Genomic DNA, 17252 nt, shown 5'->3' with positions numbered 1-17252 from the left:
GGGGATGTTCTGCTTCGGTAACCTGATGCGCGAGTGCGGCGTGGTAGAGCGGTTATCGGATACTGCGCAAAACGCCTTGATCAATATCGTCACCATTATCCTCGGTCTAGCGGTTGGCTCCAAGCTGATGGCGGAGAGTTTCCTGTCATTTGAGACGCTGGGGATACTGGGCCTGGGGATTATCGCCTTTGGCATCGGCACGGCCGCCGGGGTATTGATGGCTAAGCTGATGAACCTGGTGAGCAAAATGCCCATCAACCCTTTGATTGGCGCCGCTGGCGTTTCCGCCGTACCGATGGCTGCGCGGGTGGCTAACAAGGTGGGGCTTGAGGCCAATCCACATAACTTCCTGCTAATGCACGCCATGGGCCCCAATGTGGCGGGTGTTATTGGTTCTGCGGTTGCTGCAGGGGTAATGATTAAATATCTGGGCTAACGGTTCAGGAACAAGCTAATTGAGCGCGGCATACTGGCACTTACGGTATGTCGCGTTTTTTTGATGGGCTGGCTAGTTGGTGAGAATGTCTATAGAGCTCTTCAGGCGGTTTTCCAGCGGAGAAAGATCAAACGGATCGTCCCGAGGCCAGCCAATGGCCAGGCGGACGCCACTTCCATCGTAATCGGCTTGCTCAATAGGAACATCATGCTCTTCGCACCAGACGCGAGCAATCGCTTCATGGGCAAAGCTCAGCCGTAAAGTGTAGATATCGCGCTCAATGACCTCGCAGGTGGGCAATGTATCAAGCGCATAGATGACTGCCTGGGCGTAGGCGCGGGCTAAACCACCGGTGCCAAGCTTTGTGCCACCAAAATAGCGAATGACGACACAGCCAATGTGGCCAAGCTGACTGCCTTGCAGCACCTGATACATTGGCCGGCCGGCGGTGCCGCCAGGCTCGCCATCGTCAGAGAAGCCAATCAAGTTCTGCTCGCCCGGTGGTCCTGCAATGTAGGCGGTGCAGTGATGGCTCGCATTGGGGTGTGCCGCTTTAGCAGCATTGAGTAGGGCGGTGAACGCACCAATGTCAGGGGCGTGACATATCCAGGTTATAAATTGGCTCTTCTCTACGTCAATGTCAGCCGTATGCCATATGGTTGCAGGCAGTTTGGGAACCCGGTAACGCATTAATGCTCCGTAATAGCAGACTTGCTCACATGAGGTTCAACACCCATCACCATACCCAGTACCTGAATATCTCGATTATGCAAAAAGAGCGCTGGCTGCAGTGCATCTTCTGGCCATAGCTGCACGCCAGAACGGCTTATGGAAAGCTGCTTCAGCGCTATTTTCTGCTGATTGATTTCGGCAATGGCGGTTTCTGTTTGGGTATCGTGTTGGTAACGCCGAATAATAATGACATCGCCATCGAATAAGTTGCAATCGCGCATGGCATTGCCACGTACTTTAAGCGCATAGGTGTTGTGCCGCGTAACGGTAGACGCCAATGTATAAGGCCGCGGTAGTGGTTGCCTATGGGTGAGCGTAGCGGTAGATGCTGCCATTGATATCGTCATTTGGGTATCTCCATTGCTACGCTGCCTGATTAGGCTTCGTTCATGCGTAGTGACTTTAAAAGTAGCGACCTTAAGCATTGACTGCAGGCAATCGCTTTAGCGGTGCAGGCGGTGCTGAGTCGCGCGGAGCATGTCTTTTCATACAGTGGTTTTAGTATAGGCCTGTTTTTGCATACAGTGCTAGCAGTAATTCGTCTTATTGATCATTGGAGTCCGTTGTTCCACTGGTTGAGTGCCGGTTGTGTAAGTGGCGAGAAAGGAGCTTTCCGTGTAGAGTTCGACGCGAAATCAATATGCCTGGAGTGACGCTTGAGCCTGCATCTACAAGCCCGAGGACTTGGCTGTGAACGTGATGACCGCTGGCTATTTAAAGGACTGGATCTGGATATTCGTAGCGGTGAGATCGTGCGTATTGAAGGGCCTAATGGCAGCGGCAAAACAACGCTGCTAAAGATCCTCTCCGGGCAGTTCAGCGACTATCAGGGCGCGCTTTTCTGGAATGGCACAGTAATGAGCAAGGCTCGTGACCACTTTCTTGCTAACCTGCTTTATTTGGGGCATGCCCCCGGCATAAAGTCAGGGCTTTCGCCGTTAGAAAATTTAACGTGGTATCAGGCGCTGAACGGTGAAAAAGGCGACGAAGAACAGCGTTTGAATGCGCTTGAAAGCATTGGGTTGGCAGGTTTTGAAGAAGTGCCTGCCGGGCAACTGTCGGCGGGTCAGCAGCGGCGAGTGGCCTTGGCGCGGTTAACGCTGACGCCGCGAGCCCTGTGGGTATTGGATGAGCCCTTTACCGCGATTGACCGTAACGGCATTGCTGATCTTGAAAGACAGCTTGTTGCGCATGCAAAGGCGGGTGGCTGCGTGCTCGTCACCACACACCATGATCTGCCCGCCTCGCCGCTGCTGAGGCAGGTAGCGCTGGGGTAGAAGGAGGACAGCGTTGCATAGCACGTCCAATGGCTCTTCAGAAAGCCCTTCAAGTCGCCCGCTGAGCTACGCTTACAGCAGCGCTTCACAGCCTTCAGGCCCGATAGCGCCATTGCTCGACCATAAGGGCGGGCTAATGATCGCGGTAAAAGCCACGCTACGGCGTGATTTAACGCTGCTGCTTCGCCGTCGCGGTGAAATTCTTAATCCTTTAGTGTTTTTTGCGCTCGTGATTACCTTGTTCCCAATGGCTATTTCGCCCGACCCTGCGCTGTTGGCAATGATTGCACCGGGCTTGCTCTGGGTGGCGGCGCTATTAGCCGCGCTGCTGTCACTCGATAGCCTGTTTCGCAGCGACTATGACGACGGTAGTCTTGAGCAGCTGTTGCTGGCCCCGCACTCGTTGGCCGCGCTCAGCCTAGCAAAAGTGGTCGTTCACTGGCTGCTAACCGGCTTACCCTTAGCGCTGATAGCGCCGCTATTAGGCGTTATGCTGTCGTTGCCCGCCGGTAGCTACGCCGTGCTAGCGCTGTCGCTCGCACTTGGGTCGGCCAGCCTAAGCTTGATTGGCGCGATTGGCGCAGCGTTAACCGTCGGCCTGGCGCGCGGCGGCGTGCTGCTCTCGTTGCTGGTGCTGCCGCTGACGATCCCGGTATTGATTTTTGGGGCGGGCGCGGTGCAGGCGGCTATTGTCGGCAGCGGTGTTGCCGCACATTTAGCTATTTTGGGCGCGCTGCTCGCCGCCTCGCTTATGCTGGCGCCGTGGGCGATTGCCGCATCGCTGCGTATCAGTATTAACGGTTGAGGATAGAACACGTTATGTGGGCCTTTATACATAAGCTGGGATCGCCTCGGTGGTTCTATGACATGAGTGCCAAGATGCAGCCCTGGTTTTGGGCTGCAGCGGTGCTGCTGTTGGTCGTTGGCTCGCTATGGGGGCTGGCATTTGCGCCTGCGGATTATCAGCAGGGCAACAGCTTTCGGATTATTTATGTACACGTGCCGGCTGCTTTTTTAGCTCAATCTATTTTTATCGCCATGGCCGTGTCGGGCCTGGTATTTATGGTGTGGAAAATTAAAGTGGCTGACATGGCGGCGACAGTCATGGCGCCGTTCGGGGCGGTGATGACCTTTGTGGCGCTGTTTTCCGGTGCCGTGTGGGGCGTGCCTACCTGGGGCACCTGGTGGATGTGGGATGCGCGGCTTACCTCAATGCTAATTCTACTGTTTCTTTATCTCGGGATCATCGCCTTACGCCGCGCGTTTACCCGGCGCGATAGCGGGTCCCGTGCAGCTTCGGTACTGACAATGGTCGGTGTCATCAATATTCCCATCATTAAGTACTCGGTTGATTGGTGGTACACCCTGCATCAGACAGCTTCATTTACGTTAACCTCGCGCCCGACCATGCCCACGCAAATGTGGCTGCCGTTAGTCATCATGCTGTTGGGTTTTTACTGCTTCTTTATCGCGATAACGCTAATGCGAACGCGTAGCGAGATTCTGCGGCGAGAAGCCAGTAAACGCTGGGTGCAAGAGTTGCTGACAGACCCGATGTTGAGCACTTCAACGAAGAAGGTGCGCTAATGGCATTTACTTCCTTTTCTGACTTTCTAGCCATGGGTGGCCATGCACCTTACGTTTGGTCTGCTTGGGGTGTCACGGTGCTGCTGCTGCTCGCCAGCGCTTGGCATGCGCGCCTTGAACAGCGTCAATTGCTGAAGGTCTTGAGACGACGAGCCAGGCGTTCGAAAGGAGCGCGCCATGACGCCTAAACGAAAACAGAAGCTGTTGGTTATCCTAGGCTTGGTGTCGCTGGCGGCGATCGCCGTGGGGCTAACGCTGTACGCGCTGCGCGCTAATATTAATCTGTTTTTTAGTCCGGTCCAGATCGCTCAGGGGGACGCCCCCATGGCGCGACAAATTCGTGCCGGTGGGATGGTCAAAGAAGGCTCGGTGGCCCGCGATCCTGACAGCCTGGACGTCGAATTTACCGTGACGGACTATGTCGATGATCTCCAGGTCACTTATAGCGGAATTTTGCCCGACCTTTTTCGTGAAGGCCAAGGCGTTGTGGTAGTGGGGGAGCTTCAGGCCGACGGCCATTTGGATGCCGATAAGGTTCTTGCCCGCCACGACGAGAATTACATGCCGCCGGAAGTGGCCCAGGCGTTGAAAGAGGCGGGTTATTCGCCGGCTGACTATCAGACCAGTGCCGCTGGCAAGTAATGATGCGATTGCGTCTGCTTGCCGACCTGCCAGTGCCAATTCGGAGTGCACATGCTCATCACAATGATTCCTGAAATTGGCCACTTTGCGCTGATTATTGCGCTGCTCATGGCGGTGGTGCAGGCAGTGATACCGCTTGCCGGCGCGGCAACGCGACGGCCTCTATGGATGGCCTACGGCCAATCGATGGCGGCGGGGCAGTTTTTGTTTGTCGCCATTGCCTACGGCTGTTTAACCGCAAGCTATATGCTCGACGATTTTAGCGTGGCGAATGTGGCCAATAATGCCAACTCGCTGCTGCCCTGGTATTACAAATTCAGTGCGGTATGGGGTAATCATGAAGGCTCGGTGCTGCTGTGGAGCTTGATGCTGGCAGGCTGGGGATTTGCTGCGAGTAGATTCACCGGTAGCCTGCCGCGGGATATGGTCGCCCGAGTGATGGGCGTCATGGGCATGGTCTGCGTTGGGTTTTTACTGTTTATTCTGATCACCTCTAATCCTTTCGCACGATTGCTGCCCAATATGCCGTCAGACGGCGCTGATCTGAATCCGCTGCTGCAGGACATTGGGCTTATCGTTCATCCGCCGATGCTTTATATGGGCTATGTGGGCTTTTCTGTGGTGTTCGCCTTTGCTGTCGCAGCGCTGTTGGGCGGCCGGCTAGATGCGGCCTGGGCGCGCTGGGCGCGGCCTTGGACCAATGTGGCGTGGGCATTTTTGACCGTAGGAATCGCGCTGGGCAGCTGGTGGGCTTATTACGAGCTTGGCTGGGGCGGCTGGTGGTTTTGGGACCCCGTTGAAAATGCCTCGCTATTGCCTTGGCTAACCGGCACCGCGCTGGTTCATTCGCTGGCGGTGACCGAGAAACGCGGCTCCTTTAAAAGCTGGACCGTGCTGCTAGCGATTGCGACCTTTTCGCTGTCGCTGATGGGGACTTTTCTAGTGCGCTCCGGCGTATTAACCTCCGTGCACGCTTTCGCCAACGACCCCGACCGTGGGCTCTTTATTCTGATTCTGTTGGCCATTACGGTAACGCTGTCACTGTTGCTTTTCGCTTTGCGCGCACCGCGTGTGAGCCATAGCATCGGCTTCAACTGGCTCTCTAGAGATGCGTTACTGCTGATCAATAACGTCTTTCTCGTCATTATGACCGTGACTGTTTTGCTCGGCACCGTTTACCCGTTGATTCTAGATTCTCTCAACCTTGGGAAAATCAGCGTGGGGCCGCCTTACTTTAACGCGCTGTTTGTGCCATTAACCGTGATGATGTGTGTGTTTATGGGCCTTGGCTCGGCTGCCCGTTGGAAAGGTATGGCGGCTAAAGACCTTATCCATAAGCTTTGGTGGGCTGGCGCTGCAGCGCTGGTCATTGGGGCAGTAATGCCGCTGCTATATCGCGGCGAGTGGAATCTTTTGGTCTCTCTAGGCATTGTCTCTGCGCTGTGGGTTGTACTGCCGATACTGCGCGATATCGTTGATAAAACCCGCCATGCCCGCTCGTTTTCCGCGGGGCTACGCAAGCTTTCATTGTCCTACTGGGGCATGGTGCTGGGCCACGTGGGCGTAGCTGTCACCATTGTTGGTGTGACCGTTGTTTCTAACTACAACATTGAACGCAACGTGCGCATGTCGCCAGGCACCACGGTAGAAGTAGCGGGCTATCAGTTCACCCTGAGCGAACTGACCGAGCGTCGCGGTGCTAACTTTTTGGCCGATACCGCGATAATTCAGGTGCAGCGTGGCGAGTCAGGGCGCCGCTTCGCTATGCGCCCTGAAAAGCGTCTTTATCTAGCGACGGGTATGCCGATGACCCAGGTCGCCCTGCGGCCTGGGCTATTTCGCGACCTATACGTGGCAATGGGCGAAGACCTGGGCGACGGCAGCTGGGCAATGCGTGTTCAGTACAAGCCGTTTGTGCGCTGGCTCTGGCTAGGCGCCTTATTGATGGCTTTTGGCGGAGTACTTGCAGTGCTCGATAAGCGCTATCGCCGTGTCGCCATAGCGCGTGAGACACCCGCTTCGACCGCCCAGCGCTATGCTGCGCAGAAGGTCACACTATGAAGCGACGGTTACTGCTGTTGCTGCTGCCGCTGTGTTTTTTAGGCTTAGCCCTGTTCTTTTACAAAGGTTTGTCGCTGGACCCTGCGCAGCGCGATTCAGCGCTTATGGAACGGCCGTTTCCAAACTTTGAGGCAGTCACGCTGCGCGATGAGCATCAGCGCGTTGACCAAACACTGCTGAAAGGCGAGGTGACGTTGGTGAATGTCTGGGGCGAGTGGTGTCCCGCGTGCAAGCAAGAGATGCCGCAGCTTTTAGAGTTGGCGGATCACGATGTTCGTATGATGGGCGTCAACTATCGTGATACTCGCGAGAAGGGCTTAGCGTTCCTCAACGAATTTGGCGATCCGTTTGAGACCAATATGTTTGATCCCCAGGGCGAGCTAGGCTTTGATCTTGGCGTTTACGGTGCGCCAGAAACGTTTATTGTCGATGCCAACGGCGTGATTCGCTATCACCACAAAGGCTATATATCACCAGATGACGTGCGCGAACGGATTCTTCCGGAGGTGGAGAAATGGCGTTAATGCGTGCCGTTGCAGCAATGCTGATAATGATCGTCGCCTTTAGTGCGGCAGCGGGCGGGATTGAGCTGCGTCAATTTGACGACCCGGTGATGCAGGCGCGCTATCACGATTTAACCGCCACCATGCGCTGCCCGCTGTGTGAAAATCAGGCCATCGGTGACTCTAACGCGCCGATTGCCGCAGACATGCGCGATCGCATTTACCAGCTGCTGCAAGAAGGCCGGTCGGATATCGAAATTGTTGACCATATGGTGCAGCGGTTTGGTGAGTATATTCTGTACAATCCGCGCTTAGAGAACCGCACGTATCTGCTTTGGGGGTTGCCCATTGCGCTGGTAATACTGGGAGCGCTGGTGGTTTTACTGATGATCCGCGCCCGCCGTAATGCCTCTGCCAAAGCACTAAGTGCGGAAGAGCGCCAGCGTGTTGAAGCGCTGATTAACCGTAAGAGGCCTTCATGACGCTGCTTTGGATTGCGATTGCCGTTTTATTGCTACCCGCGCTATGGCTGTTAGTATCGCCGCTCAGGAATGCGCGTGCACTGCATGAACAGCAGCGCCAGTTTGAAGCCAACGACGTCTCTGACGAGCAGAACGTCGCTATTTTCAAGCGTCGCCTTGCCTCGCTTGAAGCCGCACATGAGCGTGGCGACATTGACGTCGAACGCTTTGAAGAAGACCGTTTGGAGCTAGAGCGTAGCCTGCTAGAAGACACTGCCGTGCGCGAGCAGCGCCCGCTTAAACCTGCCCACGCCGGGCGTTTAGCGGTGCCGTTGATAATGGTGGCGGTGGTGGCGGTTAGCGTGGTGTGGTATCAGCAAAAGGGCGCTGAAGGCGATCTGATCCTACTTGCGGTGCAGCAAGCCGTACAGCAAGACCCGGAAGGATCGCTTAATATGTATATTGAACGTATGCAAGAGCAGGCGGAACGCCAGCCGAACAATCCCAATGTGTGGGGCACGCTGTTTCCGCTTTATCGCGAAACGGGACAGATGCCTCAGGCCGTGGGTGCCTTGGAACGCCTGATTGATATTGAAGGGCGTCTTCCACCGCTGCTGGCTCAGCTCGCACAGATTCGTTTTTTTATGGCCGGGCGAGAGCTTACCGATGAGGTACAGGCGCTGGTAGATGAAACGCTGTCAAAAGACCCGCGTGAGCCCACCGTACTAGGGATGTTGGGGCTGCACGCCTTTGATAATGGCGATTACGAACAGGCAATAGACCGCTGGCGTCGGGCGGTCGCTAATAGTGCCGATACGGATACCGCCGCCTCGTTGCGAGAGGGTATTCGCATCGCCCAAGAGCGGATAAATGCGGCTTCCGAAGAGCTCGAAGAAAACGTCGACGAAGTAGTGAACAGCCGTGCACTTAAATAGCTATCATTTTTGAATAACCAAGGCGTGGTCTCGCTATGCGCTTAACCTCCATACGTTTGGTCGGCTTTAAGTCCTTTGTCGACCCTGTGACGGTGCCTTTTGATGGCAATATGACCGCCATTGTGGGCCCCAATGGCTGTGGAAAATCCAATATTATTGATGCCGTGCGCTGGGTGATGGGCGAGTCTTCGGCGAAAACGCTGCGCGGCGAATCCATGGCCGACGTTATTTTTAACGGCTCGACCGGCCGTAAACCTATCAGCCAAGCATCCATCGAACTAAAATTCGATAATCGCGACGGCGGCATGGGCGGTATCTATGCCCAGTATGCTGAAATTGTCGTTAGGCGACTCGTAACCCGCGATGGCCAGTCCAACTATTTCTTCAACGGCCAAAAGTGCCGGCGTCGGGATATCGCCGATCTGTTTATGGGCACCGGCCTGGGGCCGCGCTCCTATGCAATTATCGGCCAGGGCATGATTTCGCGACTGATTGAAGCTCGCCCCGATGATCTACGCTCGACGCTAGAAGAAGCCGCGGGCATCTCCAAGTATAAAGAGCGCCGCCGGGAAACCGAAAACCGCATGCGGCGGACCCAGGAGAATTTGGAACGTCTTAACGATATTCGCGAAGAGCTGGATAAACAGTTAGATCGGCTTAAGCGCCAGGCTGAAGCCGCCAAGCGTTATCAAGAGTTGAAACAGCTGGAGTATCGCCTCAAAGGTGAGCTTGCGCTATTACGCGGCCGAACTCTGCGCGTCGAACAGTCACATCAAGAAAGTCGCGTTCGCGAGCTGGAAATCGCCGTTGAAAAAGATGTCTTTGGCGTTCGCCAATGTGAAACACGGCTGGAACAAGCCCGCGAGCAGCATGACGAGCTATCTGAAGTGCTCGATCGTCATCAGCAGCAGTTTTTTGAAACCACCACGGGTATTGCTCGCCTGGAGCAAGACCAGGCCCACCGCCGCAGCCGTGAAGCGCAGCTGGCCAGCGATATAGCCACCGCCCACGGTGAGTTAGATGAGCAGCGGCGCGTTAGTGAAGGCGACCAGATTCGCTTAGCCGCGATTGATGAACGCTTTGACGATTTGCAGCCAGAACACGACGCGCTGGAAGAGCAGCTTGAGCGCCTGGAGCAATCGCTGGCCGATGCATCTCCTGCGCTGGAAGCGGTCGAGCAGCAGTGGGTCGACGCTGAAACGCGCTGGCGCGATGCCAGCCGAGATGCTGAGCGAAGCCAGGATCAGCTGCGGGATTTTGAGCAACGAATTCAGCGCTTGCAGGCTGAAAGCCAGCGCCGCCGTCAGCAGCGCAGCGAGGTGGCTGATCTCACCGAGCTGCGCGAAGAGCACGCGGTGTGCCACGCGCAGTTAGCGGATGCTCAGCAGCAGGCCGACGACTTTCACGCCGGGCGCGACCAGTGGCAGCAGCGCTACAGCGATGCTAAAGCAGCGTATCAACAGGCCTCCCAGTCACGGGATCAACAGCGTGCCACACTAAGCCAGCGGCAGGGGGAACTTGCATCCCTTCAAGCGCTGATGGATGCGGCCCTGGCGGATCATGACCCTGATATTGGGGCTCGCCTGGAAGCGCTGGGTCTCGAACAGGCGCCGCAGCTGGGCGAGGTGCTTCAAGTGACATCCGGTTGGGAAGCGCTTACTTCTTGGCTTCTAGCGCCGTGGCTTAATGCTCGCCTGGTCGCTAGCCATCAGCTTGCCGCCTTGCCTGATGCGCTGGCCACCGACTGGTGTTTGATTGATCAAGCATCGCCAGCGCCATCGACCGCGGGCCAGCGGCTGGATAGCCTGGTGAAAGGCGCCGGGGCTCTGAGTGAATGGTTAGCAAGTGTTCACTATACGGAAACGGCGGCCGAAGCTCAGCAGCAGGTTGCGCACCTAGCGCCCGGGGAAAGCGTGGTGAGCCGCGACGGCCTTTGGCTGGGCCGTGGCTGGCTGCACCAACAGGCCAACGGCGAGGGTATTGATGGGTTGCTGCTTATCCGTCGACGCTACACTGAGCTCAATGAGCGTCGTGAGAGCGAAGAAGAAGCGCTAGCACTGGCTGAGGAGCAGTGTGAGGCCGCCAGTGAGACTATTGAGGCACTAGATCAGGCCCGCGATCAGCAGGCTGAGCAAGAGCGCAGCCACGCCGCTAGCCTACAGCAGCTAGCGGTAAAAGAGCGCAGCCTCGCTCAGCGCCTTGAGCATTTTGCCGGCCGCGCGACGGAGCTGGATGAAGAGCTTGCCCAGCTGCAAGAGGATGAGGCGGAGTTAGTACTTACCTTGGATGAGCAGCGCGTACGCTGGAACGAGGCGATGGCGCAGCTGGAAAGCACCGCAGAAGGACGCGAGCAGGCCTCGGAAAAGCGCCGCTTTTTGCGCGAACAGCGTGACCAGTTGACCCAACAGTATTCGCCGCTTAAAGCGCAGCAGCAGGCGCTGGCGCTTGAGCGCGAACGCTTAAACGCCGAGCGCGCGAGCCTGCGCTCGCAGCAGTCCCGCTCAAGTGACTCTGAAGAACGCCTATCGCTGCGCATTGCCGAGCTGGAAGAGTCACGGGAAATGCTGATTGAGCCCGATGAGCTGGCAGGCGAAGAGCTTGAAGAGCTGCTGCAGCAGCGTGAGCAGCAGGAAGGGCGCTTAAACGCGACCCGTCAGCAGGCTCAAGCGCTGGCAGAACAGTTGCGCAATGATGAGCTTACCCGCCAGCAGCATGAGCGCAATCTAGAGCAGAGCCGTGAGCAGCTGCAGCAGCGGCGCATGGACGTGCAGGCGCTGGTCTTGAAAGCCGCCACTCAAGATGAGCAGTTGGCAGAATTAGGCCATAACGCTGAAGCGCTTGCCGAACAGCTGCCTAAGGAGGCCACTGAAACGAGTTGGCAAGAGCGTCTGGAAGGTACCACCGATAAGATACGCCGCTTAGGGGCAATCAACCTTGCCGCGATTGAAGAGTACGATCAGCAGGCTGAGCGACGTAATTATTTAGAAGCGCAGCACGCTGAGTTGACCGAGGCGCTGGAAACGTTAGAAAGAGCGATTAAGCGTATTGATCAAGAAACGCGCATACGCTTTCGGGAGACCTTTGATCAGGTTAATGCCGGGCTGCAAGTTTTGTTTCCGCGTGTGTTTGGCGGCGGTGCGGCATGGTTAACGCTGACGGGCGATGATTTGTTGGAAACGGGGGTGGCGATTATGGCCCGCCCGCCGGGCAAGAAGAACAGCACCATTCATCTGCTATCAGGCGGAGAAAAAGCGCTGACGGCACTGTCGCTGGTGTTTGCAATCTTCCAGCTTAATCCCGCGCCTTTTTGTATGCTAGATGAAGTGGATGCGCCGCTGGATGACGCTAACGTTGGGCGTTACGCCAAGCTGGTGAAAGAAATGTCTGAGAACGTGCAGTTTATTTACATCACCCACAACAAAATTGCCATGGAAGCCGCCGAGCGCTTGATGGGGGTGACCATGCAAGAGCCCGGCGTATCGAGACTAGTCTCGGTAGGTATTGAAGAGGCGGCCGCGCTGGTTGAGTAAGCGCTTTCGTCCTTAGCCCTCACTCTTAGCCCTCACCTAGTTCGCGCATGACCGCGTAGAGTTTGGACTTCGCTTCAAAGCCTACGCCTGGGATGTCCGGCAGGCCAACATAGCCATTTTCAACTTGAATACCGTCAGCGAAACCACCAAAGGGTTGGAAAACATCCGGATACGACTCGTTGCCACCTAAATGCAGGCCGGCTGCAATGTTCAATGACATCTGGTGGCCGCCATGGGGGACGACGCGGCGTGATGACCAGCCCAGATCTTCCATTACCTTCAGCGTGCGCATGTATTCAACTAAGCCGTAAGAGAGTGCGCAGTCAAACTGAACAAAGTCGCGGTCAGGACGCATGCCGCCATGGCGTAATAAGTTGCGTGCATCTTGATGCGAGAACAGGTTTTCGCCGGTTGCCATAGGCAGGTCGTAATGATTAGCAAGCTCTGCTTGAAGAGCGTAATCAAGCGGATCGCCAGCTTCTTCATACCAAAATAGATTATAAGGCTTTAGCGCTTCGGCATAGGCGATAGCGGTGGCTTGGTCAAAGCGGCCGTTAGCATCAACGGCAACGCGGCTGCCGTCACCCACAACCTTAATCACTGCCTCAATGCGGCGTAAATCTTCTTCAAGCGGTGCTGCGCCAATCTTCATTTTGACCACGTTATAACCGCGGTCTAAATAGCTGCGCATTTCATCTTGTAGTTTGCTGTGGTCTTTACCGGGATAGTAATAACCGCCCGCTGCATATACCCACACTTTATCGTCGGCAACGCCGTTACGGTAACGTTCGGCCAATAGCTTATAGAGTGGTTTTCCTTCGATTTTAGCCACGGCGTCCCAAATGGCCATGTCGATTGTGCCTACTGCTACGGAGCGCTCGCCATGGCCTCCGGGCTTTTCGTTGGTCATTAAGGTTTTCCAGATAGCAAACGGATCAAGGTTGTTATTCTCTTGATCGATAAGGCTTTCTGGGGCTGCTTCGCTAATGCGATCCAAAAAACGGTCGCGCATCAGCGCTCCCTGCCCATAGCGTCCATTCGAGTTAAACCCGTAGCCAATCAACGGCTTACCATCACGTACTACGTCGGTAACTACGGCGACCACGGAGCACGTCATTTTAGAAAAATCGATATAAGCGTTGGCGATGGGTGACGCAATAGAAACAGTTTTTTCGCGGATTTCAATGATGCGCATAGGGCATTCCTCTATCGGTTTAGTGCTTAACAATAACCGTGGTAATTCAAGGCAACCAATGCTATTACTGCGCAACTCCCATGCTGAAATGGCATTGCCTGTGGAACTTGTTTGGCTTGAAGATTTCATCGCCCTAGCGGAGCACGGTAGTTTCGTGCGTGCTGCAGACGCTCGTCATATTACCCAGCCAGCGTTTAGCCGCAGGATACGTTCACTTGAGCAGTGGATGGGGGTGAGTCTGTTCGTGCGAACGCCGCAAGGCACCACACTGACGGAAGCCGGGCGGCATATTTTAACCGACGCGTCTGAAGCCACGAGCCGCCTTTATCGGCTGCGCACCGAGGCGCAAGAAGTGGCTGGGCATATGGCCAAAACGCTACCCTTTGCCGCGACTCACTCGCTTTCGTTTACGTTTTTCCCACGTTGGATTCGCCAGGTAGATAACGGCGCTCCGATTGAGGCCATTCGTCTTCATTCCGATAGCATGGCGGGGTGTGAAAAATTGCTGGTGCATGGAGACGTGCCTTTTTTGCTCTGTCACCGACATCCTGCCGTGCCTTCACCTTTGGCTCCGGGGCTGTTTATTAGCAAGCAGGTGGGGGAAGACACCTTGATTGCGTTGATGAGTCGTCACGTAAGTCAAGAAATTCCCTCTCATCAGTTGCCTTATTTGGCTTACACCGAAGCATCGGGCCTAGGCCGTATTGTGGCCCACCGTTTATATGGAAAAGCCGCGGTTCTGGCCGTTAAGCCTCAGTTTAGTAGCCACTTAGCCGCGGTGTTAATGTCCATGGCGCTGGAGGGAAAGGGGGTGGCGTGGTTGCCAAAAAGCCTTGCAGAGCAAGAGATTAGCGATGGACGCCTAGTTCGTGCGCTGGATCAAAGCTGGGATGTTACCTTACAAATACACCTTATCCGCTCCGTTGCTCCATTAACTGCGGCGGCCGAAGTATTTTGGAATAAGCTGTAAATTTAAACAGTTGTTTGTTAATCATAGGCTCATAAACATTAACTTAAATGTGTAAAAAAATGTCCTAAAGTGCTCAACTTAACTATATTACCTCTATTAAAGTTGATCTTGCGGTCCTTAAGCAGCCTAAAGATAGAGGCTCAAGCTTGAAGTGATAAGCATGTTTAATGAGGAAGTGGTAGTGTTATTTCCTAAGATTAATTCATCCTTTCTTGCTTCTATGGGGTCTATATAGAGCGGCTTAAAAAAGCTTAGATCAAATGCTCGCTGCACTTTTGTTTGAAGTTAAGGTCTATTTTTTTGCTTTTAACCGTGTCAATGCTTTGCTAATGTGCAAAAATTGTGCGAAATAGAGTAAAAAGTGGCCCTTTTCATAGCATTCGCGCTATGCTTGGTGGTATTAATGGCAAGTATTTATTTAATCGCCGTTACCTTTATTTAGGCATGAATTTTTAGACACAGTGCCTTAGCAACCGGCAAGATGACCATGGAACGTTCGACATGGAACTAAGAGAGTGGCTAATTATATTAGGGCTAGCGTTGGTATCGCTCATCGTTATAGACGGTGCGCGAAGACTTCAACGACAGCGTCGTGTACCCCGCCTTGACCAGGCAGAGAAGGATCTTTCAGCTAGTCAGCTAGAAGACCCTGATGATGCTGCTAAAGCAGCCGAGATTAATTGGGAGCTTCCTAACGGTGGCGCCCGAGTTATTAAACCTGCAGATTATAGCGGGTTAGGAAGTAAGCCAAAGTTAGAACGTCAAGAGCATCCAGGTGCCTCACGAGTACTTGCTGAGTTTAGGCGCTCTGCCACAGCTAAGGTCGCTAAGCGTAAAGCTGAAAAAGCCGAGAAAGCTGAAGCGCTAGCGGTTGCTAAAGCGTCGCCCGCAGCACCTCAGGTTAATACGCCGACGGCTAGTCATAGAGTCAACATTGCTGATACAGCGCCTGAACATGAGCGCCGCGAACCCAGTGTTTCTTTTGCTGCACCGCAGGCTGAGCAGCCTGCGACTGCTTCTATTGCCGATACATCAGTGGCTACCGAGACACCGCCTTCTGTTCAAGCATCGGCGGCAGAGCCGGTTGGCTCAGAATCCGTCGCGCCGGAAGTAGTGACGACGCCTGTTGCGGCTACTATAAGCGCAAGCGAATCAGTGGAAGCTCCGGTGCAGCCCAAACGCGAGAACGTGCTGCGTGCCGAGCCGGAAGATGCCGCGTTTGCAAAACACGCTGCCAGCGACGCGGCACCCAAGCGTCGTAAGCTGCGCTCCGATACCGTTGGAGAGCACGAAGAGTTAGACGATGATCAGGTAGACGAATATCGTCTGGTTGATTTTGAAGGTATGGGCCGATCGTTTAAACGTCGTCTCATTGAACGTCGTTTAGAACGCCAGCGTAAAAAAGCCGAAAAAGCCATTCGCGATAAAGCGTTGGCAAAACAGAAGGCAGAGCGCAAGGTATTAGAAGCCGAACAGCGTCGTGAGGCTAAAGAGGCCGCTGATGCTGAGCGTGCTCGACTAGCTCAAGAACAGGCGCAGGCACGCGAAGTCGCTGCCAACGCCGCGGCAGCTGATCGACTGGCGGCACAGCAGCGTATCGCTGAAGAAGAGACGCGTCGCGAGACGGAAAGCTATTCCGACAATTATTCAGAAAGCTCTTTCGCTTATGAAGAAAGCGATGACCACGCTGATGAGCGCGACGAGTACGCTAGCGACGAGTCTTTTGATGAACGGTCCGCTAGTGAGCGTGAGTCAAGTCAGCGGGTTCGCGTTCATCCCACGTTAGAAAAAGCCTTACGCCATGACGTTAATGGCGAGCATGCGAAAGAGACGCTTTCCAGCGCTGAAGAAGTCGTGGTTATCAGCGTGCTATCGCGTGATCCCGAAGGCTTTGACGGTAGTAAACTGCTTGAACTCATGATGGTGTGTGGTTTGCGCTACAGCAGTGGGATGGGCATTTTCCACCGCTTTGAGACTGAAAGCGAAGAAAGCGAGCTACAGTTCTCGATGGTTAATGTGGTTAAGCCGGGCACTTTCCCCATTCAGGAAATGGGTGAGTTCATGACCCCCGGCGTAACGCTGCTGATGCCGCTGCCTGGCGCTGTTGACAGCTCCGTTGCGTTTGAGGCGATGGTCGAGACAGCTATGGTGCTGGTTCGTCACATGGGTGGTGAGCTGAAAGATGAAAATCGTAGCGTTATGACTGCACAAACGATTGAATTCGCCCGCCAGCGTGTGCGTGAATTTGAACGCCGCCATCGACTGCATCGCCATATGCAAGCACGTTAATTCGCGCTAGCTGTCTAACACCCGCCTTCTTTCAGAGGGCGGGTGTTCTTGTTTATGCGTCTGCTTTTATAATGGGTGCTGTTTTCAATATCTGTTTTAAATATCTATTTTGCATTTTCGCTGCCGCTTTTAGCGAGTACTGGAACCCATTCTAATGAGTCAGTCTGATTCTCCGCCACGAGAAGAGATAAACCAACTGCGCGCCGCCTTGGATGAGGCCAATCACCGTTACTATATCCTGGATGAACCGACGCTGACGGATGCCGACTACGACCGCAAACTGCAGCGTTTGCAGCAGTTGGAAGCCAGTTATCCAAACCTAATTACCAGCGATTCGCCGACCCAGCGAGTGGGTGCCACCCCGGCGGACGGCTTTTTTTCTGTGGCGCATGCCATTCCCATGCTGTCGCTCGATAACGCCTTTAGCCGCGAAGATATCCACACCTTTGCCGAGCGTGTGGCTGATCGCCTGGAATGCGCTGCTGATGAGATTACCTTTAGCTGCGAGCCTAAGCTTGACGGCGCCGCCGTGTCGCTCGTTTACGAACAAGGCAGGTTAGTGAGCGGTGCGACGCGAGGCGATGGCCGTAGCGGTGAAGGCATTACCTCTAACCTGCGCACGCTGCGCTCGGTG

16 protein-coding genes and 1 pseudogene are annotated in these 17252 nt (G+C 54.8%); 14 read left to right on the top strand and 3 right to left on the bottom strand.

The annotated features are described in order from the left end of the window. A partial coding sequence (locus ACTH5D_RS13580) for a sodium ion-translocating decarboxylase subunit beta (protein ID WP_441672129.1) occupies positions 1-436 on the top strand: 436 nt, incomplete at its 5' end. 72 nt (positions 437-508) lie between these two features. Here the strand turns inward: ACTH5D_RS13580 and ACTH5D_RS13575 are convergent. Together ACTH5D_RS13575 and ACTH5D_RS13570 are read right to left on the bottom strand one after the other, a co-directional pair. After that, the gene (locus tag ACTH5D_RS13575) at positions 509-1126 is read right to left on the bottom strand and encodes an IMPACT family protein (protein ID WP_441672127.1); all 618 of its coding nucleotides are present in this window, start codon (positions 1124-1126) and stop codon (positions 509-511) included. Continuing rightward, positions 1126-1515 (bottom strand): LexA family protein, encoded by a 390-nt coding sequence (locus tag ACTH5D_RS13570; protein WP_441672125.1) that lies wholly within the window; start codon positions 1513-1515, stop codon positions 1126-1128. Before ACTH5D_RS13570 ends, ACTH5D_RS13575 begins: the two co-directional genes overlap by 1 nt. Before the next feature lie 309 nt (positions 1516-1824). Between ACTH5D_RS13570 and ccmA the strand changes: the two genes are divergently transcribed. The 10 genes and pseudogenes from ccmA to smc all read left to right on the top strand — a co-directional run bounded on the left by ccmA (position 1825) and on the right by smc (position 12164). Then, positions 1825-2445: a cytochrome c biogenesis heme-transporting ATPase CcmA gene (gene ccmA, locus ACTH5D_RS13565; protein WP_441672123.1), complete on the top strand. Its 621-nt coding sequence runs from the start codon at positions 1825-1827 to the stop codon at positions 2443-2445. A gap of 136 nt (positions 2446-2581) precedes the next feature. Next, positions 2582-3250, top strand: coding sequence for a heme exporter protein CcmB (gene ccmB / locus ACTH5D_RS13560; protein ID WP_441672131.1), 669 nt, complete (start codon positions 2582-2584; stop codon positions 3248-3250). A gap of 14 nt (positions 3251-3264) precedes the next feature. Beyond that, positions 3265-4032, top strand: a complete 768-nt coding sequence (locus tag ACTH5D_RS13555; protein WP_441672121.1) for a heme ABC transporter permease — start codon at positions 3265-3267, stop codon at positions 4030-4032. Then, a complete protein-coding gene (gene ccmD / locus ACTH5D_RS13550; protein ID WP_441672119.1) occupies positions 4032-4220 on the top strand; it encodes a heme exporter protein CcmD in 189 nt (62 codons plus the stop codon). Before ACTH5D_RS13555 ends, ccmD begins: the two co-directional genes overlap by 1 nt. Beyond that, positions 4210-4674: a cytochrome c maturation protein CcmE gene (gene ccmE, locus ACTH5D_RS13545; RefSeq protein WP_441672117.1), complete on the top strand. Its 465-nt coding sequence runs from the start codon at positions 4210-4212 to the stop codon at positions 4672-4674. Before ccmD ends, ccmE begins: the two co-directional genes overlap by 11 nt. 51 nt (positions 4675-4725) lie before the next feature. Next, positions 4726-6735 carry a heme lyase CcmF/NrfE family subunit gene (locus tag ACTH5D_RS13540; protein ID WP_441672115.1) on the top strand — a complete coding sequence of 670 codons (2010 nt, stop codon included), beginning with the start codon at positions 4726-4728 and terminating at the stop codon, positions 6733-6735. Continuing rightward, positions 6732-7259, top strand: a complete 528-nt coding sequence (locus ACTH5D_RS13535) for a DsbE family thiol:disulfide interchange protein (RefSeq protein WP_441672113.1) — start codon at positions 6732-6734, stop codon at positions 7257-7259. The genes ACTH5D_RS13540 and ACTH5D_RS13535 overlap by 4 nt, the downstream gene beginning before the upstream one ends. Then, entirely contained in the window at positions 7250-7720 is a 471-nt protein-coding gene (locus tag ACTH5D_RS13530) for a cytochrome c-type biogenesis protein (protein ID WP_441672111.1), read from the top strand. The genes ACTH5D_RS13535 and ACTH5D_RS13530 overlap by 10 nt, the downstream gene beginning before the upstream one ends. Then, positions 7717-8586: pseudogene (ccmI, locus tag ACTH5D_RS13525) on the top strand (c-type cytochrome biogenesis protein CcmI); the annotation flags it as partial. The gene ACTH5D_RS13530 and the pseudogene ccmI, both read left to right, overlap by 4 nt. Before the next feature lie 83 nt (positions 8587-8669). Further along, positions 8670-12164: a chromosome segregation protein SMC gene (gene smc / locus ACTH5D_RS13520; protein ID WP_441672109.1), complete on the top strand. Its 3495-nt coding sequence runs from the start codon at positions 8670-8672 to the stop codon at positions 12162-12164. Between the two features lie 25 nt (positions 12165-12189). Here the strand turns inward: smc and ACTH5D_RS13515 are convergent, their stop codons facing one another. Beyond that, entirely contained in the window at positions 12190-13359 is a 1170-nt protein-coding gene (locus ACTH5D_RS13515) for a mandelate racemase/muconate lactonizing enzyme family protein (RefSeq protein ID WP_441672107.1), read from the bottom strand. Between the two features lie 58 nt (positions 13360-13417). Between ACTH5D_RS13515 and ACTH5D_RS13510 the strand changes: the two genes are divergently transcribed. The 3 genes from ACTH5D_RS13510 to ACTH5D_RS13500 all read left to right on the top strand — a co-directional run. Next, positions 13418-14329: a LysR family transcriptional regulator gene (locus tag ACTH5D_RS13510; RefSeq protein WP_441672105.1), complete on the top strand. Its 912-nt coding sequence runs from the start codon at positions 13418-13420 to the stop codon at positions 14327-14329. Positions 14330-14830: 501 nt separating this feature from the next. Then, positions 14831-16618 (top strand): cell division protein ZipA, encoded by a 1788-nt coding sequence (gene zipA / locus ACTH5D_RS13505; protein WP_441672103.1) that lies wholly within the window; start codon positions 14831-14833, stop codon positions 16616-16618. Between the two features lie 154 nt (positions 16619-16772). Then, a partial coding sequence (locus tag ACTH5D_RS13500) for a DNA ligase LigA-related protein (RefSeq protein WP_441672101.1) occupies positions 16773-17252 on the top strand: 480 nt, incomplete at its 3' end.

Source organism: Halomonas sp., assembly GCF_052095695.1.
Classification (GTDB): Bacteria; Pseudomonadota; Gammaproteobacteria; order Pseudomonadales; family Halomonadaceae; genus Vreelandella.
This window is presented reverse-complemented; position numbering and strand designations above follow the sequence as displayed.